Raw genomic sequence first — 17,520 nt, forward strand, 5'->3', positions numbered from 1 at the left:
CCTCCTACAGGCTGATGGCGGATTCAGCGCCATCCATGAAGTTGTACGAAGTGATGATGGGCACGCCGCTCCAGGTATCCACGCGGAAGTCGGGATTCTTGTCGCTGTAGCTGGACTGGACAAACTCGGTCTTGCCGATTTCGGCCAGGTGCAGCTTGACCTTGGGGTGGCAGATGAGGATGGTCTTGCCCGCTTCGCCCGTGCGCGCCGACAGCAGAGCCTTTTCCACCATCATGCGGGTAAGCGGCGTGGGCGCGGCCAGATTGATGTTCACAATGGCCCCGATATTGCGGTAGCTCTGCATACGCACGCCCATGTAGGTTTTCATGCGCATGCCGTAGCCCAGCACCTTGTAATACTTGCTGTTGGTGTCAGGGTTTTCGTAAAGGGTGCCGCCATTAATGGCCTGCATGTCCAGGAAGGTGTCACGCTTGAAGCACAGGGGCGAATACAGGCCGGACATGTTGACTTCATCGAAGCGCAGAGCCAGCAAACTGTAGTTGGTGTTGCCAGTGCCGCCCGCGCTCTGCACGCAGTCGGTCTTGCCCGCCGCATACTGCGACAAGGCAAAGGGCAAAAAGGCGTTGTAGATGTAGTTACGCTCCACATCCATGCCAGTCTGACGCTCGAAGGCCGGACGGTTCTTGCCGAAATACTTGTCCGGTCCACCTTCCAGCTTGGCCGTGTCTTCGGGCACGAACATTTTCGCGCCGAAGATGTTGAGTTGGGTCTGCTTGAGCGCGTCGGCGATCTGGATTTCCTGCAAGGGCGCGTTGAGATCAACGCTGTTCATGCCGCTGCCGATCATCCTGATTTCGCTGGACACGTCCCAAAGCTGGTCAGAACTGACCACAAAGGGCATGGCCTTCACCACCGGCGCATTTTCGGTGATGTTGTCCACCTGATTGACAAAGGTCTTGGCCTTCCCGATGGAAAGCTGATTGAGAGAATTACCGAAAGGCATAACTTACGCTCCCTTGAACATGCCCGAGAACATGTCATCAAAAGTTTTTTCCTGGGCTCGCGGAGCCGCGCCAGTGATAAGCACGTCCTCGCGGTGCATCTTGCCAATTGCGTTGAATATCTTCACAAAGCGCGGGTCGTCGCCCATGACGGACAAAAGCCCGCTCACATCCTTGTCCGTCAGCCCGGCCCCCTGAGCCGAAGCCTTGAAGCCGCGTACAGCGGTGTCGTTGAATTCCTTGAAGGCAGCGTCGCCGCCACATTCCTTGACGAAATCCCGCTTCACCTGGGCGCGGTATTCAGCAATGGTGTCGTTTTCCGTGCGCTTATGGTGTTCCACCTGCTCCAGAGCAAACTTGTGATGCCCTTCCAGCAGCTTCTTGGCCTGGGTTTTGGAAATTCCGGCTTCGTGGAAAAGCTCGGTGTAGTATTTATAGTCAGCGCTGGCTGTGTCGATTTTGACATCTTCACCAAAGCCAAAGTCGCCATAGGCATTGGCGTCCTGCGGCACGCCAGCCAACGCGCGCATCTTCTTGTCAAAGTCGGCGCGCTGGTCGTCGCTGGCATCATCGGGAAGCGGGGCCAGGCCCTGCACAGGCTCAGTTTGCTGCTGGGATGCACCAGGCTGGGCCTGACGATCACCAGCGTTATCAGCCGCACCCTTGCCGTCAGTGCCTTCCTGACCATCTGCTCCATGCTGGGCGGCACTGCCAAGTAGCGTGTCCTTGTTGTCCGTTGCGCCAGCGCCGTTACCTTCCAAAATAGTATTGCCACCAGCCGCAGCCTCGGGCGGCGTAACCTGTGCAGGGGGTTGTGCCCCATCAATCGCTTGTGACATGTGCTCCGTCCTTTTCAATTTGTTCCAGCGCGATAAAGAGGTCACGCCTGGCGCCGATGCGCTGCGTCTGCGCCTGTGATTCGAATTCCATATTGTTCATGGGGGTATCCATAAAGCAGGCATGTCGTAGCCATTCTTTCAGGATAACCCCGGATTCAGTGGACAGCGCCGCGCGAATGCGTGACGCCAGCATGAGGTAGTCCCGATGTTCAGCGCTCATTACATGCCCCCGGCTGTTTGCTGCATGATTGACTGCACAGGGCTGCCAGCCTCAGGAGCCTTGGAAAGGCCTTCGTAGCCCTGCATCATGCCAGCCAGCATCTGCTGTTGCTGCATTTCCTTCTGCGCGGCCTCCTGAGCCTGCATCTTCTGCTGACGCAACCCCATGACTTCCTCAACCGTGCGGATGCAGGATTGCGGTATGCCCCGGCTTTCAATGATCCGGCGCGTGATGGCGTCGCTGTCCACGATGTCCATGACGTCAGGAAAAAGATTGGCTATGCCGCCAAGCTCTTGCAGCCCCTGCAACATCTGCTGCGTCCTCACGCCTTGCTGCGCGCGCACCAGAGGCGAGATGTATTCAATCTCAATGTCTGCATTGAGCAGTTCCTTGGGCGGTTCGGGGATTGCGCCATGCTCTTTTTTCTTGATCTCAAAGACGCGCTCAAACAGCCGATTGAAATTTTCCTGCTGCTGATTGATGAGGATTGGAGCCAGCAGAAAGGATTTTTCCGTGGCAAGCTGCTCAATCTCCATTGCAGTGGGTGTTCCCTTGCCCGCTTGTGTGCGGTTGTGGATCATAAGAAACAGGTCAACGAAGAAGGCGGCATTCACGTCCTTCTGCGCCTGCTGCATAAGTTCCATGCCAAGCTTGAACTCGCCCACCAGTTTCAAGGGCTGGAAGTCGTTCACGTCTATGCCTGATCCGTCTTTGCGATAGGTATTCAGCGCGCCGGAGGTGTAATTGAGCCGCCCCACAAGGCCACGGTCCGGCAAGAGCATGGGAGGAGCCACGGAAAGCTGCCCGGCCTGAAGCATGAGCCGCTTGATCTCGTTGATCATGAGCACGTCGGCCAGGGCTATAGTTCCGGGGCTGATGGAATATGGAGAGCGCCCATCAGAATAGGCGCGGGTAACGATGTAGGGCAGGCTGTCAAAGCCGCCTTCTGAAATCAGGTGATCCTCGCCCGGTTCAAAGTAGTAGCTGGCGTAAGCCAGTTTGTTGTCGCCAATGATGTTCTCGTAGCCGGGAGCCTTTTCCATGACTGCATGGACAATGGTCACATGTTCCTGCGGGTTGGCATTTCTGTCTTCTGCCAAGGCTTGCAGGCAAGGCGAAAGGTTCTCCTTGCCAAACATGGTCAGAGCCTGCTGCAATGTGATCCGCATTTCGCGGTACACAACATTGACGCGGCCTGCGTAGTCATTGGCGATGTAAATTTCATCCACAGGTACGTCACGGTAGTAGGTGCCCATCTGCGGACTTTCGCCCACCAACATGGCCTGCATGCCGTACAGGCCGATATGCTTGTAGCTGCTGACCTGCTGTGTGTAGAAATTCTTGGCCGTGAAGTCCTTAAGGAACAGTCTTTCAATCTGCTCCAGCCAGTTGGCCACAGGGCGATACTTCTTGAGATCGTCCCCGCCGGATTTGTCAGCAATGCGCAGGGTGAACCACTGATCAGACGGCGGCGACACGCCAGAGAGCATACCCGACGAAAACACCGTAATGGCCTGGCGGCAGGTGTTATCAACGTCGCGCACGTCGCGGCGCATGGCCTGGGCCGGATTGTTACCAAGCTGCCCGTCAAACAGCGTCATGCGCTCGGACTCGAACACGGCCACCTTGCGCCAGATGTCGTCAAAGGGCGCACGCTCGGACTTGAATTGCCCGAACTGCGTATTCAACTGCTGTACAAAATCGCTGGCGCGCTTCCCTGCCATGACTACACCACCCCGGAAGATTCCTCTTCCGTATCGTCCTTATTGCCGAGCACCTGATTCTTGGTGCCGACCTTGTCCACGTCCGCCCCTACTTCTGAGGTCATGATGTCCTTGCCGTACATCTGCTGCGTGCGCAGCTCCTCGCGCTTGCGGGCCTCTTCAATGCGGGCCTTGGCAGCTTCGCTTTCCGTGTCCGCCTGCTCCTGGGTCTGGCGCAACAGATCGTAATTGGTCGTGTCCATAGACGGCGACTTGGGCGTCACCGCGTAGGAGATCAGGCTCGAAGCCAGCATGGCCGCTGCGCCGATGGCTATTTCAGTTCCCATACATCACCCCAAAACCTGTTTGCGTACCCATTTGTCGCCTGCCTGATATTCCGTGCGCCCCAGGCGCATCTGTTCCTGAAGAGCCTGTCTTTGTTGTGCCTCTGTCTCGCGTGCAGTGCGCTCCTGTATTTCGGCATTGGTGGGCAGCGAGTTGTAGTATTTCTGACTGAACATAGCATTACCTGTGTCGCTATTCGGAGAGAGTACAGACCTGTTGTAATTTTGAAGGTAGGATTCTTTCGTTTCCTGACCGAATTTTCCCGGTCGGTATTTCATGGTTAGGCCTTCATCAAAAGCGCCCATAACTTACCCCAACTGGTTCTGCTGTACGGCTGCGTCCTTGTCTTCATCTGCCAGTACGTCGCGCTGCCCCAGCATCTGCTTGCGCAGTTCATCGCGCCTTTTCTGTTCAGCGTCCGCTATTGCCTTTTCCTTGGCTTCCTGTTCGGCCTTTTGCCGTGCCAGGTCCGCCTGTTGCTGCGCGTACAAAGCCGCGCTGTTGTCACTTCCGCCGCCTTTACCGCCGCCGCCTCCACCGCCCATATGTCTATCCTCGCAAGGTCGAAAGATTACTGATTGTCAAAATGGCGTCCCGGTTCTTTCCAAGGCAAAAAACTGCCTTTTCCAGTCGCGCCACCTTTGAAAAACCGATGTCATACACCAGCGCCAACGCATGGCGGTAACAGGCCGGGGTAACGCCGATGAATTGCCTGATGCCAGCCGTCTCACCCACCCATGCAAACAGCGCCCGCCCTGCCGCCACAAACTGCTCGCGGCTGCCTGTCTTGAAGGAACAGAAATGGACAAAACGCTGCGCACCCGTGCTTGTACACATCTCAAGCCAGACGGCGGCAATGGGCACATGCCGGGCCGCGTCGTAGAGCAGGAAAAACAGAAACTTTGGCTGCTTGACGAAATCCAGCCATTCCGCAGGCTCCGGCGCGCTATCGCGGTCATACAGCACGGTGCGCGTGTAGCCGGATGCCTCCATCAACTCCAGGGCAAACAGCAGGCTGTCGTCGTCAAGTCCGCTGTCGTCGCCCGTGTACCAGCGGCAGTAGAAATCAGATGAGAGACTGTGGAATCCCATCCGCATAACCTCCACCGTTAGAAAGATCGTTGTATTCCATGAGGACATTGGTTTGCCGGTCTGCGTATTCCTGCCTGCCTTGGGATTCCGGCAGTACAGGCATGGCAAATGTCAACGCCAGAGCATCGGCAAGGTCAGGCGAGCGTCCGAGCCTTTCCTTGATGTCCTCTTTCTTTTCAAGAGATATGCGACCCTTGGCGTCGTAGCTGTAGAGCGGGGAAGACAGTTCGCCCACCAAGCCGTCAACTTTGGGAGTAGCGCCGCCAGCTCTGATCCACTCACGCATGAGGAACCACATTTCTGAGCGGCGGTTATAATACTTGGCCGCATCAAGGGCAGAGCCGCCAAATGGTATCTCATACACGCAGGGCAATGCCTGGCGCAGGATGTCGATAACCCCCTGTCCCTGTCCGGCATCAACAAAAATGCTGTGCGGGCGCATCTGGTGGTAAAGGCTGATAACCCTGTTCGCTACTTCCACATTGTCCAGCTTGGACACGATGATCGGATCAGAGGACACCAGCCCGCGCCGGGGGAAAATCACGGTCCTGTCATCGCCAAAGCGCGCCACGTCTACCCCCATCACCAGGGGCATAGACTGGTAGGCCGTAGGCAGATAAATCCGCTGGCTGGACTCTGTGGCTTCGTCAATGGTGATGAGTACGTCGTCAGATGAAGCGGAAAAATCGCAAAGAAATTCCTGCCGGAACGCGCCTTCGCTCATCTCTACCCGCATCTGTTCAACTTCAGCGGCAGACAGCGCATCTGTGTCGCCCACGCGGTAGACCAGAGCGAGCCATTGCCCGCTGGTATCCTTCTGGGCCTGCACAAAAAGCTCATGAAACAGGTTGACGCCCTTGGGCGTGCCGATGAACACGGCCCAGCCGTTACGGTCAGCCAGTTCGGGCCGGATGATCTCCTGCCAGACCTCGCGCCGCATCTGGGCCACTTCGTCCAACACTACGCCGTCAAAATAGAGCCCGCGCAGGGCGTCGGGGTTGTCTGCTCCAAAAAGGCGAATGCGCGCGCCATTGGGCAGAGTTACGGATAACTCAGACTCATTGACCGTCACGCCGGGAATGGGGGCGCTATAGTGCTTGAGGTAGGCCCAGGCTATTTGTTTGGCCTGTGTGCGGAATGGAGCGACATATCCGTAGGAACCGCGCTCTAAAGGGCAGCGTACAGCGGCTTTGAGCAGGTGGTTGACAGCCAGCACTGTCTTACCAAAGCGTCGGTGAGCAACCAGCACGGCAAAGCGGTGGGCCTCAAGCCTTTCGTGTACCTGCGGATAACGCGGGCGATAAGGAATAGTGACTTTTATTCCTGCCATGTAATTGCAATCCCGCCTGAAATTTCATTCTTCACCTTGTCGGTGAACATACCGAGGTGTCGCCCCAGCAGTTCCAGCGCCTTGACCTTGTCGTGCCGCTTAAGCTTCAAGCTTCCACCATCCTTGGTAGTGCTCTCGCTTACCTCAGCTATTCCAGCGGCCTGATCGTCCGTGAGATCATCACTGTTCTTGAGAATGACACCGTTCGGCCCCCATTCCATGACATCGCGGGCACTGCCGAAAGCTATGCGCGCAAGCTCGGTAACAATGCGCTCGGACGTAACTTCCGCTTTTTCCAATGCAGGAGCATAAAGCTCTTTTAGTCTTGCCGTGATCTTGCCGTTATCAAGAAGCTCCTTCGCCTTCCTGTTGACTGTCTCGGGCTTCATGTTTTGGGCGTTGTAAGCGTGGCGATAGGCATCACTGGCATTTCCAAATTCATGAAAGTGAAGACAGAATGCTTCTTGCTTGGGAGTGAGCTTAGCCATCACTGACCGCCATGATCGTCAAACAGTGTTTCCACACTGCGCTGTATTTTCGCTTGCCCCCGAAGAATGACGCGCCGCAAAGTACGCGGCACAGGCAGCCCCAGGCGGATCATGTGCCCCATGACAGAAACGGCATCGGTAGCAAGGAGGTAGGCGCAGAACATATCAAGGAGGGGAAGACTGATGCCCATAGCGCGGGAAAGACTGACGCTGACTGCACCAACCAATGCAAGGTAGAGGCAGTATGTAGGCAGCTTGAGGACACCACGCCCGAACAGGCGGCAGCTAAAGCGCCCACGCCGCAGGGCTTCCGTCAACCCAAAAGCAAAATCTGCTGCCCACATGGCGCAGACCAGCCACACCAACACAACGTCCCCACCGAAAAACTGGGTACAACCACCAACCACGGCGCTGATAGCGACCTTTTGCGGCCACCACGCAAGCAGGCTCTGCGTGTAGTAAGCGAGGCCATCCACTGGCCCGACGTTATGCTGTATCATCGGGACATCTCCGAATTGACCGTCTGCTTCCAGGCCAATGCCGCCGCTTTGTCAGCGTTGCTTTTGTCCAAAGCCTCACTGTATCGAGCGATGGCCAATGTGGCGGCCTTGGAATATTCACGCAGGTTGTCAGTTCGCATGAGCGCTTCCGGCAGTTCCGGGTGTGGCGTTGGCTGCATCAGGCTTTCCGGCGGTGTCAGTACCACCGTCTCCACCTTTGGAGCGCAGCCCGTAACGCACAGCATCAAGCCAATCAGCGTCGGACAGACCATCCGGAATACTTTCGAGCGCGTTGTATTTTGCTTGGGCATTGTCTTCAGCCTCCCGGTAAAGCTTGTCCCGAAGTGATTGCGCCAAGCTGTCAGCCTGACGGGCGGCGCGGAGATTTGTGACCGTGGATTCCAGCCGCTCGACCTCATCGACAGCGCTCGACAGCCGCCAGGCCAGAAAAGCATTGGCGAACAAAGATACCGTGCAGAAGATGGCGAGAGCGGCCAGCGCCCGCATCACAGCCCCCGCACGTATCGCCGCAGATCGTCCACGCGATTAATCCAGCCCTTCAAGAAAACTTGCTGGCTGGGATTCTTGTCGACGATGGTTTGGAAGAATTTTTCGCGCTCATCGAGCATGGCCGTGAGGCATTTTTCGGTGTCGGCGAGCTGCATGGCGGCGCGGGTGGCCGGGCCCATGATGCCATCCACTACCAAAGGCTGGCCGTAGGTCACGCAGCGGTTGTAGCCGCGTTGGGCAAGTTTGACGGATTGAGCGGGGCCGCTGTTGACTGCGGCGTCATAGAGCACCACGGCAGGGCGCAGCGGAAGGAGATCTAGCTTGAGGCGGTCCCAGAACTGCCAACGGAAAAGGCTGGCAGCTTGGGTTTCGGTCAGGTCGATAATAACCTGGCGCGTGATGGGCAGCCGGATGCCCATACGTTCAAGCACGTCGCGGTTGGCTTGGGATTCGGCAGCGACGCCCTTCAGAAATGCAAGGCTGGCGCCGTATTTGGTTAGGCCGCCGCCGTCGGCAGGATGATCAGATTCTCCACCTTCCGCTTTGGCAGTAAATTTGTGTGCAATGCTGAAATTGTCGGCCATGATACATCCCCCGGCGTTTGCCAAAAGTTGTACCATACGTTTTTTTTAAGAGCCTTTTAAACCACTCCGTTGAATGCCATTAAGGTTCATTGTTGTTTAAAAGAGGGGGCTTGACAGGTTTTTAAAAAAGACCGTGTTTTACCCGATCTCGCTCTTCAGCGCGCTTGGCGTTGTTAAACCGATCCAGCGTCCCAACAAGGTACCCGGTGATCCTGCGGGTCCGCTCAAAGCCGACGCCAACGCCGACGAGCTTTACTGGCCGTGGCTCTGCCTCGACCACCATCATCACGGGGTATTCGTAATCGTACATTTTTTTCTCCGTGTTATTTTTGCGTTTTTGCCGCGATCCCAATAGCCTTGCATATCGCGGCAAAAAGTTTTGGATTCTTCGCCTTAATATCATCAAAATGCACACCGCTGGCGAACCGCTTACCATTCCAGCCAAGAGAATATTTTTTACGAATCCTTGCGAGCTTGCCATCATTAGTCACAGCACAGACTTCTGCCACTAACTTACAATCAATGTTCGTCCATTCGCCACCATGCATAGGTTGTTTAAAAACGACATTCCAACCGAGGATATCAATTACGCTTTTCATACTCTTTTGCTCCATATTATTATTTTCTTTCCAGTCGAGCGTCCCCTTTCCTAGACCCCGTCGTAGGGTCGTAGGGATACGGGGCGAAAGCCTCCGTTCCCGGTCTACGACCCCCTACGTAGTAGGGGAATTTTTTGGAAACGTGGAAAGATTAAATATATCAAAACGTTATTTACTAATGCTAAGCTTTCTCGATGGGAACGATAATGTTTTGTTTTTATTATCTTTTCCAGGTCCATTTCCAAACCCTTTCCAATTTCCAAGGGCATCTTGGAAATCAGTTATGAAATTTTTCACAGCAAATTTTCTTGGAAACGGATTTTTGGAAACGCTTGGAAATGTATCATAACACATTGTTTTCATTGGCCTGCGCTGGAAATGTTTTTCTGGAAACCGTTGGAAACGGTAGAACCAACCGCAAACTCACCTATGCCCAATGCAAAATCGCCTTCAGGCACATCCAGCCATTTTTTAGTGGTGCTCCCCTTGGCAATGCACAGCACCAGAGAGCCTTTTTCCAGCAACTCTTGAGCCATGTTTTCAATCTTATGACGCGCCATTTCCATAACTTCAGGCGGAAGTTCCTGACGCCGTGCAAATAACCCACTGCTACCCGTTTTGGTGAAGGGCTGCCCCTTCTCCGCTGCCTCAGCCACGCAGGCCAGCAGGCTGTCCATAAGCGCAGGCACCTTTTCACGCGCCGCGCTTTTTAATTGCTCGTTGCGCACTTCCAAAAGACCTGTGTCATTACGAACCCAAGTTTTAACTTCACGGTCGCCCGGGCCATTACTTTTAACCAGGCAGCCGCGCATGACGCGGTTACGCCGCCATTCAACCCCTAAAGCCCCACAGGTAGCCTTCCCCGCTTTTTCTTCCACGCCCCACAGCACATAGGCCGCACGGGCATTGTCTACGATAGCGGACGTACCCCTGATGAGAGAACGCGCTTCTTCTGGGGTACTGATATTGGTTTTTGTCTTGGCCAGGTGATGCACCAGCACCACGGCAGCGTCGGCCTCTTGAGCAAACTGCGACATATGCCCCATGGTGAACGCCCCCACGGCCGGATCGGTGTTGATGTCAGCCATGACAAAGCTGGCCAGAGGGTCAATAACTACCAAGGCTGGACGCATAGCCACAATTTGGTCCCGCACTTCCAGCCATTCGGCTGACAGTTGCGGTCCGTGTTTGCCAGGTACGATAATTGGCAATGGACCACCGGCATTGGACAAGGGCACAACGTACATATCCTTGGCGTGCCCGGAGCCGATGTTTTGCAGTCTGCGGTGTATCTCGCTCTTGTCGTCTTCGGCAGACAAGATCACCACTGGCCCTTGCCGCATGATACGGTTGCCAAAGGCCGTCAGGCTATTGAAGTCCATTCCTCCTGACCCGGCCTCAGGCAGACGAACTTTGCCCGCAACCTTAAGGCCCAGGTCCAGGGTAAGCATGCCTTTGCCCGCGTCGCCCATAGCAGCAAGAATAAATACAGCCCCGCTTGGCATAATGTTTTCAACAACCCAATGTCGCTCTGGAGCTTCGCCAGCGAACTGCTCAAGACCCCATTGCCGTATATCGCGCTTCAGGGGCTGCTCTGCCAACAGCTGGGTGCGCACTACCGCAATCCCCTCCATTGCGTGCAGATCATTAAAATCCGTGGGCTGCCCTGTAGAATCCTTAAAGACAGGAAACATCGCCCTGACTCCCAGAGCCGCAGCGCAGGCCTCTGCCTTAATGCGCCCGACGTTGCCAGGATGATTTGGCGGGAGAGGATCAGGAAGCCACCTGTCATCGTCGCCACAGATGACCATGCGGTCTTGCGGGTGTGTAGTGCGCCAGGCTTCTGCCACAGGTTGCAGATTCCCCGCGTTGAATGTCACCAATACACTCCACCCGGTAGCCATATGGATGCTGGCCGCCGTGGCGTAGCCTTCGGCGACAGCGGTTACAGTGTTGCCAGGAATATGGAAGAAGCCTCCGCCAACCTCGCCGCCAAAGTAGAATTTCTTCTCGCCTGTGGCGTCGATCTCCTGAATGGAGCGCAGTGCACCATCGACTGTCGTCACCGGGACAAGCAGTTTCCCGGCCAGAACTCTGAGCCCTAATGACGTAACGCCCTTTTTGCTCAGATATGGATGGGCTTCGCACGCTGTGGCTTTAGCCCAGTTCTTTTCTGCACGCTGCGCCGCCGCTGTGGCGAGTCGCGCGCGCTCCTGTTCCCGCGCTGTGCGGGCGCGTTCCTGATGTGCGTGTGCGATTTTCAACTCCGCAGACGTCATGGAGTCTTTTTCTTTTGCGCACCAGGTAAAACATTCTCCGGTTTTCCAGTTTCCGGCCTCGCCTGCAGGCAGCCCGTCAGCGTAAAATACATACCAGCCGGACGTGCGTCCTGGCTTGTCGTCCAGCGTAGGACAACGCGCCACGCGGTCGCCTGTGGGCTCTACGCCATCCGGCTTGAGCCCGATGGACAAAAGCCACGCGCGAAAATCTTCCGCCGCCCTGTTGGCTGACGCCACAGGCGCCGACCTTGGCTTTGCCTCTGGCTGCGCGCCGGCATCATTGAAATTGAATATGGCCGCGCTCATGGCTAGGCCCAACAGCGGTTATGCCAGTCGCAAAACTTGCATTCGAACCAGTCTTCACGGTCTGTGCAACGGGGCAGCAGTTCACCCGCCTCGCAGGCAGACACCAGGTTTACCGCCTTGTCGGAAAGTTCCTGAGCGGCCTGTGCGTCAAACCGCACATCTTCGGCAAATATCTCCATCGTGTCACCGTTGAGCGCAGTGAATAGGGCCGGGGCATCGGTCAGGTCAAAATAGGCCATGTAGAGTTGCACCTGACCATAATACACAGGATAGGCGCGGCGTACTCCTTCCTTGTCCAGCTTGTTCCACCCTTTGGCCCCTAGCACCTTGTTTTCCCACAGGCGCGGGTACGGGCCGCACTCGTCCGGGCCAGCTATAACCACTCCATCGGCATAACCGAGGACGCGGCCCTGCAAAGCACGAAAACATTTCTGGTTGCCTTCGGCGTCGGCGGTAAAAAGCTGAAACCCGGCCAGACGTAGCCATTGCGCCATCCATTCTTCGCCCTCATGCCCGCGGCGAAAAATGCGCAACGTCTTGCCGCTGAACCCCTTATCTTTTGGAGTTTTGAAATATTCGTACTGGAGCTTGCGCAGGCAGGTTTCGCCAAGTCTTGAAGCGCCGATGCGCGGGCTGCGTGTCGCCAGACGTTCCGCATCTTTTTTAGCCGCGTCCGCCAGCATGGCAGTATCTATAAGGTGGGCAACCCTGCCGCCGGAATTGCGTGTATTGAGATCAAGCATATCATCCTCTCCGTAATGTTCATGCTGGCGACCGTGACAGCCACGGCACAGCACAAGCAAATCCTCATCCAGTTCAGCAAACAGGTGGGCATATGTGAGGTGGTGGACCTCTAGCCGTCCGCCCTTTCCACATTTCTGGCAGCGGTTGCCAGCCAGATTGAGCGCCCGGGAGCGCCGTTCCTTCCAGTGCGGCGTCTTCAGGTATTCCTGATACAGCGCCTTGCGCTCACGACTCGAAAGCTTTCGCCGTAAAACCATTAGAATGGCGGTTCGTCAGTAGTGATGGTGCAATATGATGTCTTTTCCAGACTGTGCCCATCCATGCGGCACGTCCCTATCCACCACGGCGCTTCCGGCACTTTTTCCCACTGGTCGCAATGCACACAACGCTTCTTGCTGCATATGTCCACGAGCCGTGCAACATGGAGCACTTCTTTTTCGCCCATATCTGCAAAGCTTTTTTGCATAAGCCCGGCTTCCGCCAGCGACGTGCCCAGCAGTTTTAGATTAACCATGCAACACCTCTCTTTCGATAAGCCCACGGTTCCAGAAAAAATTCAGAGTGCAGGCTGCGCTGTATTTGGTGAAAGCCAACATGGTTCCGTCGCCATAGCCAAGGCGCTGCAACAGTTCCCATTGTTTTGCTGTGGCCGGGTCGTTGAGCCAGCGGCGATTTTTTTTGGCCGCGTCGTCGCTCTCGTTCATGCGCAGAAAGTCATCAGCCGCCGCTAAACTCTGCACCCGCTCGCCAACGGACAAACGGCGTATTTCGCGCTCATTTTTCACTTTCCCCAAGGCCACCCAGTGTTCGCCATCAGCGCTGCACACACTGGCCCAAGCTTCAAAGCCGCTGGCGATCATGACTTTGCCGCTGCCGAAGAGGTCGCACCAGCGGAAGGGCGAAGAATCCAGCAGGTTCACTTCCTCCATAGCCACATTGCTGACAATTTCCGGGCCGTCTTCGCCGTCCATGCCGCCCGGCGTCCGCTCAGGGGCCTTAAATTCATGCCCGCAAATGGGGCATTCCATAACACCAAGCGGAATTTCTGCCCCGCATTCCGGGCATTGCTTCTGCTTGTCATCCATGCGCACCTTGCTTTCCAGGTCGCGGTGGGTGACGAGCGAGCGCCCGAAATCCATAACAACGCAGTCGCTTTTGACCACGCCGGGGTATGCCTGCGGGTCAACTGTGCGCAGTCCGCGCCCGATCATTTGCAGCATAGTGGATTTGCAAGAGCAGGGACGCAGCAACACAACGCAGCTTACGGGCTGACTGTCATATCCTTCGGTAAGCACGGCCACATTGACGATGACTTGCAGATCGCCACGGTCGAAACGGTCAAGCAGAGCCCTGCGCTCGGCAGCTTGGAGATCTCCGGAGATAACGGCAGCACTCACGCCGCCAGTGCGAAATGCCCCGGCAACGTGCGCGGCGTGTTCTACGGTGGAGCAAAAAACGATGGTCTTGCGCTCACCTGCCAGTTTTTTCCATTCGCGCACCACAGCTTCGTTGTGTACGGCGAGGTCAAGAACTTCGGCAGCTTCCTGCATGTCGTACTCGCCGCTTGCGGTCTTTCGCAGTGCCGCCAGCTTGGCGTCCGTGCCGTCCAAGGTGCAGACATAGGTACGCGGGCGGACAAGAAAACCCTGGGCAATAAGGCTGTGCAGGGAAATCTGGTCGCAGCAATTGGAAAATATGGGGCGCAGCCCCTTGCCGTCGCCGCGCGCCGGGGTGGCAGTGACGCCAAAAATTTTACAGTCGGGGTTTTTGTCCAGCACGGCACTGACCACGTTGCGGTAGCTGTTGGCCACGGCGTGGTGGGCTTCATCAATAATGAGGGTGTCGAGTTCAGGAATACTCTTGAGGTTACGGGACAGCGTCTGCACCATTGCGAAGGTTGTATCCATGCGCCAGTCTTTGCAGTCGGCTGTGTACAAGCCTGTGCCGCGCCCGGGGTTCACGGCCCGGAATTTGCGCAGATTCTGCCCCACCAATTCGTCACGGTGCTGGAGTACACACTGTTTGCCGCCCAGGCGTCCGGCCAAAGCAGCAAGAATAATGGTTTTGCCCGCGCCCGTGGGGGCTACAGCCAGGGTATTACCGTGCTTTTTCAGGGCCGCTTGCGCGCGGTCAACCATTGTTTTTTGATACGGGCGAAGGATCATAAAATACCTTTCAGAATGGCAGACCGAAAAAGAACGATCTTTTTGATGGAAAACCAAACATATTGTTGAGATGTCCAGGCCTTGGCACGGGGGCAGGTTGGTTTTTTTCCTGCTTTGCTATTGGCGGCTTAGTTGGAGGGTTATGTGGGGCAGGCTGTTTTTCTGCGCACATCCACATAAAAAGAAATCCTCCACATAAAACCAAGGCAACCAGCACAATGCCCCAAGAGTGTAACCAACCTTGCCGCGCATTCTGTTTGTTGGCCTGTGGCCTGACAGTAATTTTACCTGCGCGAACAAGAGTGCTGTACGGCTCAGGGATATGATATCCGGCATATCCGCCTCCACCCATGCTAAACCTCCTTTGCAACTCTCCCGCTCGGTTCCGCTCCCGTCCGAAGACGGGCGCGGTGTGAGGGGAAGGGTTAAGACATACCGGCTTCACGCTTGAGCGTTGCCAGCGTTTCTTCAGCGTCCTTTTCTTCATCGCAGTACTGGACAAAGGCGTCCCAGTTGTCTTCGATGAACATCACCAGAGCGGGATAATCTGCGTTGGGCATGATTATTTCTCCATTGTGCCTTCAACGTTGCGCGCCTGGCGGTCTTTGGTGCGGTGGTCGAGCCAGTGCAAAGCCTCTTCAATTTTGGTCAGGGCCAGAGCGTTTTCTCTGCAAGCGAAACTGCCCGCCTGGAAGCACTGCAAACGGTGACGGCAAATTTGCAGCAAATCTTCCATGAAGATGCCGTTTACGCCGCTCTCGGTCACCGGGCCTTTTTGAAATTTGACCACGGCGTAGGGGGCTTCCTTGGATGTGGCGGTGTCGTTGGGGGCAACATTTTTGACCTCGTATTCATGGTACGCGCCCCCTGCGCCGGGTTCGTCGAGGACATGAACAATCGTGAACCGATGCTGACCAGCTTGAAGTTTGATCATGCTTTTTCTCCATTTACCCGCCGAGCCGGAACCCGACGGGGGTACTGTTGACTGCTGGTTACGCAATAACGTTCAGACCGGGGACAGCCGTTTCGAGGAATGCCTTGATGTTCTTCATGGCTTCGCCACGCCAAGCGCCGCCATCGGCTTCAACCAGCATGAATTGCATGCCGTCGTCGTCGCGGGCGCGAAAGACGAATTTGCTTGCAGGCTGTTCAACTTCAACGAAGGTGCGGTATGGGCGTAGCGTGACAGGATTCGGAAGCACCACGTTTTCAGAGCCAGATATACCTTTTTTGACGGTAACGCCCTGAGAAACACCATCATCTTCATATCCAGCTTCAAGAGTCTTCTTCACATTGGATACATACTTGAGGACAAGCCCACGGTCAGTGCCCTGCATGGAGTCTTCAGGCTCCACAAAGCAGGATTGCAGCAGGATGTTGAACGCTTCGGCGTCCAAGTACTTGTTGAGCGGGATTTGGAGTTGGTGAAGCTCTGCTGCGAGGAAGGCGGCGCGGTCAGCAAAATCACCAAGCAAATTTGAATTGAGCGTGACCTTCGACGGGCTTTCAACATGGCAGAGCAGGCTGGACACGTTCAATTCGTCCACATTGGACTTGATATAGTCGACAAGCCCGGTGAGAGTGGACACAGTTAGTTTTGCGGGCGTCGGGGTGGACACAGGCACAACGTTCTTACTGGTGTAGTTGCGGCCCTTGATTTCAATAACGGTAGGAGCAGCGTCGCCACGGATGGCATTGTAGAGTGCTTTCAGCATGTTGTTTCCTTCAAGCGGTTAGTTGTTTGCAAACTTCGTGATCTTGCCAGGCATGGCGGATTCAGCGCCGGGCAGGATGTTCTGCATGGGGTTCTCTCCGCTGGCCATTTCAGAAGCACCAATTTCGCCAGTCTTGGGGTTGGCCCCAATGTAGATGCTGGTTTCAATGGGGCTTGCCGGGCAGATAGTGGAAGAAGTGGCCACAAGCACTTCCGCCATGTTGCGCTGTTCATTGGGCTTGATGGTCATTTTGAGCGTGACCGTGCGTGTCTTCTTTGCCGGAGTATTGGGATCGGTGATATTGGCAATGACCTTGGTCAGTTCGTCCTGAAACCGTTCCACGGCTCCGCCCTGGGACAGCGTGGAGACATTAAGTTCAAGCATGGACATGGCTCCTGTGCCCCTGCCCACCTTTCAGCGGGCAGGGGGTTATACGGTTTGAGGAGAGGATTTTATCTTGCCCACGCGGGCGTGGGAGAGGATTGCGGCTGTGATTGGGCCGGGGGCATGGCTGCTGTGGGAGCAGCCGCTGGAGCACTAGAAGAAGAGGACGGTGTGCCGCCCCATTTGGGGGCAGGTGCCGCGTCCTGAGGAGAACCACTGGTGGCGGTTGTAGTAAGTTTGGCGTTGGCGCTCTGCCCGCCGTCGCTGTAGTCCTTCATATCCGGAGTAATGACCGTGGCGATCTTGTTCTTGTCGCTGTATAGCCCGGTCTTGTCCTTTTCCACGCCGATCTTGGCCAGGAAGACAATGCCACAGAAGTCTTGCCAGCCGTTGATGATGCGGGCGCGTATGGCAGCGTCGCTCATATCGTCGGGCATAATTGTGCGCGCACTTTCCAGAATGGCGCGCAAGGTGGATCGGCTGATGTTTCCGGCAACGGAATCACCCTTGTCGTTGAGCTTGCCGCCGGACAGCACCATGAACTGCCAGAGTTTGCGCTTGGCGTAGGGGCCGGATTCGACGACAAACTCGCAGTCGAGCATTTCCGCGTCAGAATTGTTGGAGGCCTTGAGCCAGCCGCCTTCACCGGAACCACCGGGGCGAATGGTCATAACCAGAGGGACGATGGTGCCAGCAGGGATAAGGTCAAAACCGTTCTGCTGGTGATCAGCATTGTTGAAATCGTAAGACATGGT

26 protein-coding genes are annotated in these 17,520 nt (G+C 55.8%); all 26 read right to left on the bottom strand.

Annotated features, from left to right (window positions below; all coding sequences use genetic code 11):
* Nucleotides 1-4: 4 nt before the first annotated feature.
* Complete coding sequence (locus tag RBR41_RS03125) at nucleotides 5-964, bottom strand: major capsid protein (protein ID WP_320350975.1); 960 nt, start codon at nucleotides 962-964, stop codon at nucleotides 5-7.
* Between the two features lie 3 nt (nucleotides 965-967).
* Nucleotides 968-1,801 (bottom strand): hypothetical protein, encoded by an 834-nt coding sequence (locus tag RBR41_RS03130; RefSeq protein WP_320350977.1) that lies wholly within the window; start codon nucleotides 1,799-1,801, stop codon nucleotides 968-970.
* A complete protein-coding gene (locus RBR41_RS03135; RefSeq protein ID WP_320350979.1) occupies nucleotides 1,785-2,021 on the bottom strand; it encodes a hypothetical protein in 237 nt (78 codons plus the stop codon). Before RBR41_RS03135 ends, RBR41_RS03130 begins: the two co-directional genes overlap by 17 nt.
* Nucleotides 2,021-3,745, bottom strand: a complete 1,725-nt coding sequence (locus RBR41_RS03140) for a portal protein (protein ID WP_320350981.1) — start codon at nucleotides 3,743-3,745, stop codon at nucleotides 2,021-2,023. The genes RBR41_RS03135 and RBR41_RS03140 overlap by 1 nt, the downstream gene beginning before the upstream one ends.
* Nucleotides 3,746-3,747: 2 nt before the next feature.
* A complete protein-coding gene (locus tag RBR41_RS03145; RefSeq protein ID WP_320350983.1) occupies nucleotides 3,748-4,071 on the bottom strand; it encodes a hypothetical protein in 324 nt (107 codons plus the stop codon).
* A gap of 3 nt (nucleotides 4,072-4,074) precedes the next feature.
* A complete protein-coding gene (locus RBR41_RS03150) occupies nucleotides 4,075-4,374 on the bottom strand; it encodes a hypothetical protein (protein ID WP_320350985.1) in 300 nt (99 codons plus the stop codon).
* A gap of 3 nt (nucleotides 4,375-4,377) precedes the next feature.
* Entirely contained in the window at nucleotides 4,378-4,614 is a 237-nt protein-coding gene (locus RBR41_RS03155; protein WP_320350986.1) for a hypothetical protein, read from the bottom strand.
* 4 nt (nucleotides 4,615-4,618) lie between these two features.
* Complete coding sequence (locus tag RBR41_RS03160; RefSeq protein WP_320350988.1) at nucleotides 4,619-5,161, bottom strand: hypothetical protein; 543 nt, start codon at nucleotides 5,159-5,161, stop codon at nucleotides 4,619-4,621.
* Nucleotides 5,136-6,491 carry a terminase large subunit domain-containing protein gene (locus RBR41_RS03165; protein ID WP_320350989.1) on the bottom strand — a complete coding sequence of 452 codons (1,356 nt, stop codon included), beginning with the start codon at nucleotides 6,489-6,491 and terminating at the stop codon, nucleotides 5,136-5,138. Before RBR41_RS03165 ends, RBR41_RS03160 begins: the two co-directional genes overlap by 26 nt.
* Nucleotides 6,479-6,979 (bottom strand): terminase small subunit, encoded by a 501-nt coding sequence (locus tag RBR41_RS03170; RefSeq protein ID WP_320350991.1) that lies wholly within the window; start codon nucleotides 6,977-6,979, stop codon nucleotides 6,479-6,481. Before RBR41_RS03170 ends, RBR41_RS03165 begins: the two co-directional genes overlap by 13 nt.
* A complete protein-coding gene (locus RBR41_RS03175) occupies nucleotides 6,979-7,479 on the bottom strand; it encodes a phage holin family protein (RefSeq protein ID WP_320350993.1) in 501 nt (166 codons plus the stop codon). Before RBR41_RS03175 ends, RBR41_RS03170 begins: the two co-directional genes overlap by 1 nt.
* Nucleotides 7,476-7,619 (bottom strand): hypothetical protein, encoded by a 144-nt coding sequence (locus tag RBR41_RS03180; protein WP_320350995.1) that lies wholly within the window; start codon nucleotides 7,617-7,619, stop codon nucleotides 7,476-7,478. Before RBR41_RS03180 ends, RBR41_RS03175 begins: the two co-directional genes overlap by 4 nt.
* Nucleotides 7,609-7,986: a hypothetical protein gene (locus RBR41_RS03185; protein WP_320350997.1), complete on the bottom strand. Its 378-nt coding sequence runs from the start codon at nucleotides 7,984-7,986 to the stop codon at nucleotides 7,609-7,611. The genes RBR41_RS03180 and RBR41_RS03185 overlap by 11 nt, the downstream gene beginning before the upstream one ends.
* Entirely contained in the window at nucleotides 7,986-8,573 is a 588-nt protein-coding gene (locus tag RBR41_RS03190) for a glycoside hydrolase family 108 protein (protein ID WP_320350998.1), read from the bottom strand. Before RBR41_RS03190 ends, RBR41_RS03185 begins: the two co-directional genes overlap by 1 nt.
* A 121-nt stretch (nucleotides 8,574-8,694) precedes the next feature.
* Nucleotides 8,695-8,859 carry an anaerobic ribonucleoside-triphosphate reductase gene (gene nrdD, locus RBR41_RS03195; RefSeq protein ID WP_413785127.1) on the bottom strand — a complete coding sequence of 55 codons (165 nt, stop codon included), beginning with the start codon at nucleotides 8,857-8,859 and terminating at the stop codon, nucleotides 8,695-8,697.
* 37 nt (nucleotides 8,860-8,896) lie between these two features.
* A complete protein-coding gene (locus RBR41_RS03200; RefSeq protein WP_320351000.1) occupies nucleotides 8,897-9,172 on the bottom strand; it encodes a hypothetical protein in 276 nt (91 codons plus the stop codon).
* A gap of 359 nt (nucleotides 9,173-9,531) precedes the next feature.
* Nucleotides 9,532-11,757, bottom strand: a complete 2,226-nt coding sequence (locus RBR41_RS03205; RefSeq protein ID WP_320351001.1) for an AAA family ATPase — start codon at nucleotides 11,755-11,757, stop codon at nucleotides 9,532-9,534.
* Between the two features lie 2 nt (nucleotides 11,758-11,759).
* Nucleotides 11,760-12,758 (bottom strand): HNH endonuclease, encoded by a 999-nt coding sequence (locus tag RBR41_RS03210; RefSeq protein WP_320351003.1) that lies wholly within the window; start codon nucleotides 12,756-12,758, stop codon nucleotides 11,760-11,762.
* Nucleotides 12,758-13,015, bottom strand: a complete 258-nt coding sequence (locus RBR41_RS03215) for a hypothetical protein (RefSeq protein WP_320351005.1) — start codon at nucleotides 13,013-13,015, stop codon at nucleotides 12,758-12,760. Before RBR41_RS03215 ends, RBR41_RS03210 begins: the two co-directional genes overlap by 1 nt.
* Nucleotides 13,008-14,666 (bottom strand): DEAD/DEAH box helicase, encoded by a 1,659-nt coding sequence (locus RBR41_RS03220; protein WP_320351007.1) that lies wholly within the window; start codon nucleotides 14,664-14,666, stop codon nucleotides 13,008-13,010. Before RBR41_RS03220 ends, RBR41_RS03215 begins: the two co-directional genes overlap by 8 nt.
* 10 nt (nucleotides 14,667-14,676) lie before the next feature.
* A complete protein-coding gene (locus tag RBR41_RS03225) occupies nucleotides 14,677-15,018 on the bottom strand; it encodes a hypothetical protein (RefSeq protein ID WP_320351008.1) in 342 nt (113 codons plus the stop codon).
* A 73-nt stretch (nucleotides 15,019-15,091) separates the two neighbouring features.
* The gene (locus RBR41_RS03230) at nucleotides 15,092-15,226 is read right to left on the bottom strand and encodes a hypothetical protein (RefSeq protein ID WP_320351010.1); all 135 of its coding nucleotides are present in this window, start codon (nucleotides 15,224-15,226) and stop codon (nucleotides 15,092-15,094) included.
* Between the two features lie 2 nt (nucleotides 15,227-15,228).
* On the bottom strand, nucleotides 15,229-15,600 hold the full coding sequence (locus RBR41_RS03235) for a hypothetical protein (protein WP_320351012.1): 372 nt from the start codon (nucleotides 15,598-15,600) through the stop codon (nucleotides 15,229-15,231).
* 58 nt (nucleotides 15,601-15,658) lie between these two features.
* On the bottom strand, nucleotides 15,659-16,381 hold the full coding sequence (locus RBR41_RS03240) for a hypothetical protein (RefSeq protein WP_320351014.1): 723 nt from the start codon (nucleotides 16,379-16,381) through the stop codon (nucleotides 15,659-15,661).
* 18 nt (nucleotides 16,382-16,399) lie between these two features.
* Entirely contained in the window at nucleotides 16,400-16,765 is a 366-nt protein-coding gene (locus tag RBR41_RS03245; protein WP_320351016.1) for a hypothetical protein, read from the bottom strand.
* A 68-nt stretch (nucleotides 16,766-16,833) separates the two neighbouring features.
* Complete coding sequence (locus RBR41_RS03250; protein ID WP_320351018.1) at nucleotides 16,834-17,517, bottom strand: hypothetical protein; 684 nt, start codon at nucleotides 17,515-17,517, stop codon at nucleotides 16,834-16,836.
* Nucleotides 17,518-17,520: the final 3 nt, after the last annotated feature.

The sequence above is a fragment of the Desulfovibrio sp. genome, assembly GCF_034006445.1.
Taxonomy (GTDB): Bacteria; Desulfobacterota; Desulfovibrionia; order Desulfovibrionales; family Desulfovibrionaceae; genus Desulfovibrio.